This is a genomic window from Thermoactinomyces sp. CICC 23799 (assembly GCF_016055145.1).
Classification (GTDB): Bacteria; Bacillota; Bacilli; order Thermoactinomycetales; family Thermoactinomycetaceae; genus Thermoactinomyces; species Thermoactinomyces intermedius.
Genome location: NZ_JAECVV010000018.1, coordinates 1 through 3,165 on the forward strand (window position 1 = coordinate 1; position 3,165 = coordinate 3,165).

Annotated in this window: 2 rRNA genes; both read left to right on the plus strand. The window is 56.4% G+C overall.

Going from position 1 to position 3,165, the window contains the following annotated elements:
- Positions 1-49: 49 nt before the first annotated feature.
- Positions 50-2,985: ribosomal RNA gene (locus I8U21_RS14675) — 23S ribosomal RNA — on the plus strand.
- Positions 2,986-3,049: 64 nt separating this feature from the next.
- Positions 3,050-3,164: ribosomal RNA gene (gene rrf / locus I8U21_RS14680) — 5S ribosomal RNA — on the plus strand.
- The last annotated feature ends 1 nt before the right edge of the window (position 3,165 follow it).

Below are 3,165 nucleotides of genomic sequence, written 5' to 3' on the forward strand. Positions count from 1 at the left end.
CTTGTCAAGTTGCAATCACCGGGAGAAGTAATCTCCAAGAGAGCCAGTAGGGTAAGCTACTAAGGGCACACGGTGGATGCCTTGGCGCCAGGAGCCGATGAAGGACGGGACGAACACCGATATGCCTCGGGGAGCTGTAAGTGAGCGTTGATCCGGGGATGTCCGAATGGGGGAACCCGCCAGCTTGAAGAGCTGGCACCGCCATCTGAATCCATAGGATGGACGGGGGCACACCAGGGGAACTGAAACATCTTAGTACCCTGAGGAAGAGAAAGCAAACGCGATTCCCTGAGTAGCGGCGAGCGAAACGGGAACAGCCCAAACCGGTTGGCTTTGCCAACCGGGGTTGTAGGACGTCTCATATGGAGTCACAAAGGTGACGGATAGATGAAGTGGTTCTGGAAAGACCCGCCAAAGAAGGTAACAGCCCTGTAATCGAAATCGGTCACCCTCCGAGACGGATCCTGAGTACCGCGGGACACGTGAAACCCCGTGGGAAGCAGGGAGGACCACCTCCCAAGGCTAAATACTCCCTGGCGACCGATAGTGAACCAGTACCGTGAGGGAAAGGTGAAAAGCACCCCGGGAGGGGAGTGAAAGAGAACCTGAAACCGTGTGCTTACAATCAGTCGGAGTCCTTTTAAAGGGATGACGGCGTGCCTTTTGTAGAATGAACCGGCGAGTGACGGTCCCGTGCGAGGTTAAGGTGAGAAGCCGGAGCCGCAGCGAAAGCGAGTCTGAACAGGGCGAATGAGTACGTGGCCGTCGACCCGAAACCGGGTGATCTACCCATGTCCAGGGTGAAGTTCCGGTAACACGGAATGGAGGCCCGAACCTGTTGGTGTTGAAAAACCATAGGATGAGGTGTGGGTAGGGGTGAAATGCCAATCGAACCCGGAGATAGCTGGTTCTCCCCGAAATAGCTTTAGGGCTAGCCTCGGAGAGGAGTCGTGGAGGTAGAGCACTGATTGGGCTAGGGGCCCCCACAGGGTTACCGAACTCAGTTAAACTCCGAATGCCACAGACTCGTCCTCCGGGAGTCAGACTACGAGTGCTAAGATCCGTGGTCGAGAGGGAAACAGCCCAGACCGCCAGCTAAGGTCCCAAAGTAACCGTTAAGTGGCAAAGGATGTGGAGTTGCCCAGACAACCAGGATGTTGGCTTAGAAGCAGCCATCATTCAAAGAGTGCGTAATAGCTCACTGGTCAAGTGACTCTGCGCCGAAAATGTAACGGGGCTAAACGGTTCACCGAAGCTGCGGATGTCCTTCGGACATGGTAGGGGAGCGTTCCAAACAGCAGCGAAGCTGCTTCGTGAGAAGTGGTGGAGCGTTTGGAAGTGAGAATGCCGGTATGAGTAGCGAAAAGAAGGGTGAGAATCCCTTCCACCGAAAGCCTAAGGTTTCCTGAGGAAGGTTCGTCCGCTCAGGGTTAGTCGGGACCTAAGCCGAGGCCGAAAGGCGTAGGCGATGGACAACAGGTTGAGATTCCTGTACCACCTTGTTCCGTTGACGACGGGGGGACGCAGGAGGGTAGAGAATCGCGCGACTGGTTGTGCGCGTCCAAGCAGTGAGGCTGAAGAGACAGGCAAATCCGTCTCTTCTTTAAGGCCAGGCTGTGATGGCGAGGGAAGTTTCAGTACCGAAGTTCTTGATCTCACACTGCCAAGAAAAGCCTCTAAGGAGGAACAAGGTGCCCGTACCGCAAACCGACACAGGTAGGCGAGGAGAGAATCCTAAGGTGCTCGGGAGAACTCTCGTTAAGGAACTCGGCAAAATGACCCCGTAACTTCGGGAGAAGGGGTGCCCCGTTAGGGTCTTCGGGCCCGAGGGGGCCGCAGTGAAGAGGCCCAGGCGACTGTTTAGCAAAAACACAGGTCTCTGCAAAGCCGCAAGGCGAAGTATAGGGGCTGACGCCTGCCCGGTGCTGGAAGGTTAAGGGGAAGAGTTAGCTCGCGCGAAGCTCTGAACCGAAGCCCCAGTAAACGGCGGCCGTAACTATAACGGTCCTAAGGTAGCGAAATTCCTTGTCGGGTAAGTTCCGACCCGCACGAAAGGCGTAACGATCTGGGCACTGTCTCAACGAGAGACCCGGTGAAATTGTACTACCAGTGAAGATGCTGGTTACCCGCGACAAGACGGAAAGACCCCGTGGAGCTTTACTGCAGCCTGATATTGAATCCGGGTACGGCTTGTACAGGATAGGTGGGAGTCTGCGAAGCCGGAGCGCCAGCTTCGGTGGAGACGCCGGTGGGATACCACTCTGGCCGTATCGGGGTTCTAACTCGCCGCCGTCATCCGGCGGGAGGACCGTGTCAGGTGGGCAGTTTGACTGGGGCGGTCGCCTCCTAAAAGGTAACGGAGGCGCTCCAAGGTTCCCTCAGCGCGGTTGGAAATCGCGCCCTCAGAGTGCAAAGGCAGAAGGGAGCTTGACTGCGAGACCTACAAGTCGAGCAGGGACGAAAGTCGGACTTAGTGATCCGGTGGTTCCGTGTGGATGGGCCATCGCTCAACGGATAAAAGCTACCCCGGGGATAACAGGCTTATCTCCCCCAAGAGTCCACATCGACGGGGAGGTTTGGCACCTCGATGTCGGCTCATCGCATCCTGGGGCTGAAGTAGGTCCCAAGGGTTGGGCTGTTCGCCCATTAAAGCGGTACGCGAGCTGGGTTCAGAACGTCGTGAGACAGTTCGGTCCCTATCTGTCGCGGGCGCAGGAAATTTGAGAGGAGCTGTCCTTAGTACGAGAGGACCGGGATGGACGCACCTCTGGTGTACCAGTTGTTCCGCCAGGAGCACCGCTGGGTAGCCAAGTGCGGAAGGGATAAGCGCTGAAAGCATCTAAGCGCGAAGCCCCCCTCAAGATGAGATTTCCCATTCCCTCGTGGAAGTAAGACCCCTTGCAGATGACAAGGTAGATCGGTCCGGGGTGTAAGCACAGCAATGTGTTCAGCTGACGGATACGAATCGGTCGAGGGCTTTCCCTACTACTTCTCATGATTGCATTGCTTCTTCCATCCTCATTTTCAGGGTGTGTCCATGACACCTTTGTCTGGTGACCATAGCGGAGGGGATCCACCCGTTCCCATCCCGAACACGGAAGTTAAGCCCTCCAGCGCCGATGGTACTTGGGGATGACCCCTGGGAGAGTAGGTCGTTGCCAGGCA